Consider the following 6,563-nt stretch of genomic DNA (forward strand, 5'->3'; position numbering starts at 1 on the left):
CTGCCACAAAGTCTGACGCGCGACAGATTGTCCCCCGATCAGCATCCACCACCGCCGCAACGACCTCCATCTCGACGAGTTGATTGTCATGGGGCGCATACTGAGTCACCGACATTCGGGCCGCCCATGGTGCCGAAGATCCGCACTTCCCCCGCCCGCATTTCGGATTATGCTGCGGCCGTGGAGTTTGACAGCAAACCAGGTTTGCGTGCCGTCGACCTGACCGCAGCAGTGGCCCTGCTCGCATTCGTGGTGTTCGCCGGAATGACCGCGACGCTGATGATCGGCTTCGTCGGTGCCCCCGGGGGAGAATCCAGCGCGTGCACCGACCGGTGCCGCACCTACGTGGACGTAGGCGCTGGCCTGATGTTTTTCGGAACGCTTGGCGCCGGGTGCGTCGCACTGGTGCTGATGGCGCGGAGTTGGTCGCGTAAGCGTTCCTTGCTGATATGGCCAGTGCTGGCGATTCCACTGCTGATCGGTGTGGGGGTCGTCAGCTTCCTGCTGGCCGTGAACGGTCCTGCGTGACGTACTTCTCCTGCCATCGACCGAGAAATCTCGAGCCCCGCGCCGAACTAGGACAGTATCTGTCCTATCCCTGCGCCACAATCGAATCATGAGCGACTTCGAATCGACTGCGGAACAACCGGATCAGCCCGCGATCACCGACTACGACGACCCGAACGCGCCGTGGAACCAGGCGTGGGACCAAGAAGGCGGCATCGCCGACTGGAACGCCGATGTGATCGAGGAGTTTCGGAACAACTCGGGCAAGGTGGGCGGTGCCTACGCGGGTGGGGACCTCATCCTGCTCACCACCACGGGGGCCAGGAGCGGTAAGCGGCACACGACTCCGCTGGGACCCCTGTACCGGGGCGACACCATGTACGTGAGCTCGTTCATCGAGGACAAGTACCCGGCCTGGTGGTACAACATCAAGGCGAACCCGCGGGTCACCATCGAGTTCCGGGGTAAGACCCATCAGGGAACCGGGAAGGTGCTGGAAGGCTCGGACTACGACGAGTTCGCGGCCTGGGCGCTGGCCGAGAACCCACTGCTGGCGGACTTCCAGTCCAAGGTCGACCGACCGATACCGCTGGTCGTGCTGACCTTCGACGACGAGAGCTGAACGCCCCAGCCGATTCGGGACGAGCGGAATCAGGAACCCGCCAGCTCGTAATCGGCCGCGTCGACAACCGCGCGGACAGCAGCGGGTCGAGACTGTCCGCTGCTGGTCACCCTGAAGAAGTCGGTACCGACGTCTACGGTGATCGCCGTGACACCTCCGGACTGAGGTGGGGCGAGATCGCTGATGCGCCACACTGCATCTGGAGGTGTGCCGGCTGACCGCTGGAGGCCATGGAATGCCGCGACGGCCTCGTCGTTCCAACTCCGCACGCAGGAAGCGGCTACGCTCGCGAGGAGTGAGCCACCTGGCTCACTCGCGACTGTGCTCGGCGGATCCACACAGGAGGATGCGGTGATCAGCAGTTCGAAATCTGGACGCGGCAGGGCGGCGGTCGCGATGGGCTTGGTGGCGGTGATCGCGCTGGCGGCGGCCTGCTCGTCGAATTCCTCGGAATCGGCGGAGCCGACCGGGGCCTCCGCTCCGACCGCCGATGATCTGGCGGTACAGGCGTACGTGTACACCTACCCCCTGGTGGCGGTGGAGGTGACGCGGCGGCAGTCGACCAACTATCCGGCCCGGGATCCATTGATCGGTGCGGCCCCGATGAATCAGCTCGCGCCACTGCACTTCCTCCCGGATGCGACGTTCAAGAACGTCGTGCGGCCCAATGTCGACACCCTCTACACGTCGATGTTCTTCGATGTCGCGCAGGAGCCGCTGATCATCAGCGTTCCCGATATGGGCGACCGCTACCACCTGTTCCCGATCATGGACATGTGGACCAATATCGACGCCTCCCCGGGTTCGAGGACCCTCGACGACGTGTCGGGTTACGAATTCGCACTGGTCGGTCCCGACTGGCGGGGCAGTCTGCCCGAGGGGGTGCGTGAATACCGGCTCGCCACCGATTCCGGCTGGATGATCGGCCGCATCCAGGTGGATGGCCCCGACGACGTACCGAATGTGATCGCCATCCAGGACCGGATGACCGCGGTCCCGCTCAGCGCCTACGGCACCTCCTACACGCCCCCGCCCAACACCGACCTGCATCCGGACTGGCCCCGGGACCAGGAGGTCGCCAAGTACATCCACGATCTGACCCCGCAGCAGTACTGGGAGCTGTACTACTCGAGCCTGTCGCACTCGCAGACCCGTCCCGGCGACGAGGCCCTGCTCGACCGGCTGGCGTCCATCGGCTGGTCCCCGGAGACGAAGCTCGACCTGAGCGCCCTCCCGGATGCCGAGCGCGCCCGGTGGGAGCAGGCGTGGCCGAAGGCGCTGGAGCAGATCGAGGTCGACCTCGGCAACGACGAAGTCAACGGCTGGAAGATCGCGCGCAGCGATATCGGCGACTACGGCACCAACTACGCCGCCCGCGCGGTCGTCGCCTACGCCGGTCTCGGCGCGAATCTGCCGCAGGACGCGATCTATCCGGCCACCCGCGTCGACGCGAGCAACACCCAGCTCACCTCCGAGAACTCCTATGTGCTGCACTTCGACGCCGACCAGCTCCCGCCCGTGCAAGGCTTCTGGTCGCTCACCATGTACGACGAACAAGGATTCTTCGTCGACAACCCGGCAAACCGCTACGCCGTGCGGGGCGAACGGCTGACCAAGAATCCCGACGGGTCGGTCGACGTCTATATTCAGCGCGAAAACCCCGGCACGGACAAGGAATCCAACTGGCTGCCCACGCCTGCCAGCGGAGACTTCAATATGCTGCTGCGGCTCTACTGGCCCGATCAGGCGATCATCGACGGTAGCTGGAACCCGCCCGCCGTCACCCGCGACTGACACACCGAACCGGCCGTCCGGCAGCGTAATTCAGCCGCCGGACGGCCATTTCGGAGGGCAGGTCCGCCCCTCCCCCGCCCCATCGATGTCCAGGCGCTGCCACGAACGAGTTCACCTGTGGCACTGAGTAATCCGCGTTTTCTATGCTGGAGGCCGGTCAAGGGGGCATCCAGTGAAGCGGCTTCTCTTCCTCATCCTCGCGATTCTCCTGGTGGCGTCGATGCTCGACTACACCACGGCATCGGGGAACTATCCCCTGGTGGTGGCGGCCGGACTCGTCGCCGCCCTGCTACTCGTCGACCGGGCGATCGGCTGAGGCCGACCTCCCCGCCGTCTCGACCACAGCCGAAAGCCATTGCCTCAGTAACCATTGCCTCAGTAATGAATCGGACCATCCACAGCAGACAGCGGGCGGGCCGAGGCGCCGCCGGTCTCGGCGATGATCTGAGCCGCGATGGAGATGGCGGTTTCCTCCGGGGTGCGGGCGTTGAGGTCGAGACCGAGCGGGCTGTGGAGGCGGCGCAGGTGCCCCGTGGTGAGACCCGCCTCGATGAGACGGGCGCGACGGTCGTGGTGTGTCCGACGGGAACCGAGTGCTCCGACGAAAGCGAGAGTGGGGATGGTGAGCGCCTCGCCGAGCACGGGGACATCGAACTTGGGGTCGTGGGTGAGAACGCAGACCACGGTGCGGGGGTCGAGTCGGCCCGCCTCGCGTTCCCGGCGCAGGTAGCGGTGCGGCCAGTCCACGACCACCTCGTGGGCGGCGGGGAAACGGGCCGGGGTGGTGAAGGTTTCGCGGGCGTCGACGACGGTGACGCGGTAGCCGAGTTGGGCGGCGGTGCGGCTGAGGGCGCGGACGAAGTCATTGGCTCCGGCCAGGATCATGCGGGCGGGCGGCCCGAAGCTCTGCACGAAGGCGCGCGGCGAGTAGGCGGAGTCATCGCATGCGTCGGAGCCGATCGCACCGGTGCGCCCCGCCCGGGCCATGCCGACGGCATCGCGGGACGGAGGCGAGACCTCATCGGGCGGGGCCGGGGCAGCTCGGAACGGGCCGTCTCGAGATGTGGTGTCATGGGAGGGCGCGTCACCGGCCAGGGGGTCACCGGCCAGGGCGTCACGGGACGGCGCGTCACCGGACAGGGCGTCACCGGCCAGGGCGTCACGGGACGGCGCGTCACCGGCCAGGGCGTCACGGGACAACGCAGCTCGGGGTGGGGCACCGATCGGGCCGGGGTGGAGCAGCTGCCAGGACGGGCTGGCATGGATGCTGGTCACCAGGGCGACCGGGTGACCGGCACAGATATCGCGATGCAGGGCCTCGAGCAGCGGCAGCTGCGCGGCGTCGACCCGCTCGACGAGGATCTCCATCTCGCCGCCGCAGGTCAGGCCGACGGCGATACCGTCGGGGTCGGCCACGCCGAAGCGTTCGAGAACGGCGTCCGCGCCGCGCAGCACGGCGACCGCCGAGTCCACCACGGCCGATTCGACGCAGCCGCCGGACAGGGAACCGATGACCTCACCCGACGGGGTGACCAGCATGGCGGCACCCACCTCGCGGGGTCCCGCGCCGGTGACGTCGATAATGCGTGCCAGCGCGACCGGCCCGCGACGGACCCGGTCGAGCAGTTGCGGCAGCAGCTCGCGCACTCCCCCATCATCACAGCGAGGCGGTCGGCACGCACGCCGCAGCGCGGATAGGGCGAATATTCGGCTACCGATAGATCGATACCGGCAGAAAGCCGTCGAGCTGCGAAATCCAGTTCCGCTAGGCCAGTCCGCGCCGCTTGTCGGCCTGTGCCCGCATCTCCGCCGCCATCTTCTCCATCTCGGGCGTGATCTTGAAGTGTCCGCCCCAGGCATTCAGATCGTCCGGGCCGTACTGCGGTGTCGGCAGGATCTGGCGCAGCAGCTGGTCCGGCAGCCCGCGCCGCTGCCATTCGCGCGGATAGCCCAGCGACACCTCCTCGTGGCGCACGCCCTCGTGGAAGGTGGTGCGCGGAATGTGCAGGTGACCGTAGACCGAGCACACCACGTTGTAGCGGATGTGCCAGTCCTCGGTGAGTTCGGTGCCGCACCACAGCGCGAACTCCGGGTAGAACAGCATCTTGGTGGGGTCGCGCAGCAGCGGGAAATGGTTGATGAGCACCAGCGGGGTATCGGGGGCGAGCGCGTCCAGGCGGCGCTGGGTGTACTGCACGCGGGCGTGACACCACGCGTCGCGGGTGGCGTACGGCTGCGGGGAGAGCAGGAACTCGTCGGTGGCGACCACATTGCGGTCCCGGGCGATGGACAGGCCCTGCGCCTTGGTGAGCGCACCGTCGGGCATCCACGAATAGTCGTAGAGGACGAACAGCGGAGCGAGGGTGACCGCGCCGCCGTACTCCTCCGCACCCGCGCCGGTCCAGACCGGAAACGGGTCCTCCGGGGTGATCACATCCAGGTCGCGGCACATCGAGACCAGGTAGTCGTAGCGGGGAGCGCCGTGGATCTGCACGGGATCCTTTGCGGTGGTCCACAATTCGTGATTTCCGGGCACCCAGATCACCTTGGCGAAGCGGCCGCGCAGGGTTTCCAGCGCCCAGCGGATGTCGTCGGTCTTCTCGCCCACGTCACCGGCCAGGATCAGCCAGTCCTCGGGCGAGTCCGGCCGGATCCGCTCCACCACCGGTTTGTTGCCCTGATGACCGACATGGATGTCGCTCACCGCCATCAGCTTCGGATTCACCCAGCTCCGCCTCTCTGCTCACGACCACGCGCCGCACGCACTCCCTGCGGCAACAGCGGCGGCTCCCACCAGATTCCCATGCGCGGTCGCACGCTGCTCGAGCCGCCCACGACTGTGCTGGTCAGCCGCCCACGACTGTGCGATTACCCCGCCCACGGCTCTGCTGATCACCCGCCCACGGCTGTGCGGGCTCACAACTCCCAGCGGATGCGGGCGGACGGCGCGAACCCGACCGCCACCGTGAGCATTCCGTTGGGCTCACGCCGGGTGGAGGCGATGGCGATATGGCAGGGGCGCGGGATATCGGCGGGCAGGCGGACGCCGCCGTCGATCTGGTAGCGGGTGTTGGTGAGCTTCCAGGCGCGGGCATCGGGATCGTCGGGGGCGACCGGCGGGGAATCGGTGCGGACCACGACCATGACCTCGGTGACGCCGAGCGGCCAGTCGAAGGTCAGCACATCGCCGCGGATGGCGAGGTTCTCGACCACGGGGATGCCACTGGGTGCGGGTTCCGGCGACGTCGCGGCCCCCGGGTGGGCACCGGCACCGGTCGACGCGCCCGCACCTACGGAGGCATCAGCCGCGGCCGCACCGGTCGTGGCAGGGGCAGTGCCCGCCCCACCTGGAGCGAGCGGTGTGGCGGCTCCGGTGCTCATATCGGTCGCGGTCGCCGGGATCGCTGTGCGACTCGCACAGGTGGCGGCGCTCGGGCCAGCGGCGGCGGTACCGGAGCCAGCGGCAGCACTCACGTCGGCCGCGGAACTCGCGTCCGCGGCGGTACTCGCGTCCGCGGCGGTACCCGAACCAGCGGAGGTACTCGCGTCCGCAGCAGCACTCACGTCCGCGGCAGCACTCACGTCCGCAGCAGCACTCACGTCCGCGGCGGCACTCACGTCCGCGGCGGCACTCACGTCC

6 protein-coding genes and 1 pseudogene are annotated in these 6,563 nt (G+C 67.8%); 4 read left to right on the forward strand and 3 right to left on the reverse strand.

The genetic code is table 11. From position 1 onward, the window contains the following. Nucleotides 1-180: 180 nt before the first annotated feature. From QK444_RS30290 to QK444_RS30305, 4 genes are all read left to right on the forward strand, one after another. Complete coding sequence (locus tag QK444_RS30290; protein WP_282785530.1) at nucleotides 181-528, forward strand: hypothetical protein; 348 nt, start codon at nucleotides 181-183, stop codon at nucleotides 526-528. A gap of 88 nt (nucleotides 529-616) precedes the next feature. After that, nucleotides 617-1,129, forward strand: coding sequence for a nitroreductase/quinone reductase family protein (locus QK444_RS30295; protein WP_282785531.1), 513 nt, complete (start codon nucleotides 617-619; stop codon nucleotides 1,127-1,129). Nucleotides 1,130-1,480: 351 nt separating this feature from the next. Next, nucleotides 1,481-2,923, forward strand: coding sequence for a DUF1254 domain-containing protein (locus QK444_RS30300; RefSeq protein WP_282785532.1), 1,443 nt, complete (start codon nucleotides 1,481-1,483; stop codon nucleotides 2,921-2,923). Nucleotides 2,924-3,095: 172 nt separating this feature from the next. Next, the gene (locus tag QK444_RS30305; RefSeq protein ID WP_282785533.1) at nucleotides 3,096-3,239 is read left to right on the forward strand and encodes a hypothetical protein; all 144 of its coding nucleotides are present in this window, start codon (nucleotides 3,096-3,098) and stop codon (nucleotides 3,237-3,239) included. A 59-nt stretch (nucleotides 3,240-3,298) separates the two neighbouring features. Here QK444_RS30305 and QK444_RS36525 read toward each other — a convergent pair whose 3' ends face one another. From QK444_RS36525 to QK444_RS30325, 3 genes and pseudogenes are all read right to left on the reverse strand, one after another. Beyond that, nucleotides 3,299-4,570: an XdhC family protein gene (locus QK444_RS36525; protein WP_349239551.1), complete on the reverse strand. Its 1,272-nt coding sequence runs from the start codon at nucleotides 4,568-4,570 to the stop codon at nucleotides 3,299-3,301. Nucleotides 4,571-4,688: 118 nt separating this feature from the next. Continuing rightward, nucleotides 4,689-5,648 carry a metallophosphoesterase gene (locus QK444_RS30320; protein WP_282785534.1) on the reverse strand — a complete coding sequence of 320 codons (960 nt, stop codon included), beginning with the start codon at nucleotides 5,646-5,648 and terminating at the stop codon, nucleotides 4,689-4,691. 191 nt (nucleotides 5,649-5,839) lie between these two features. Beyond that, nucleotides 5,840-6,563: pseudogene (locus QK444_RS30325) on the reverse strand (hypothetical protein); the annotation flags it as partial.

The sequence above is a fragment of the Nocardia sp. CC201C genome, from assembly GCF_030010695.1.
Taxonomy (GTDB): domain Bacteria; phylum Actinomycetota; class Actinomycetes; order Mycobacteriales; family Mycobacteriaceae; genus Nocardia; species Nocardia otitidiscaviarum.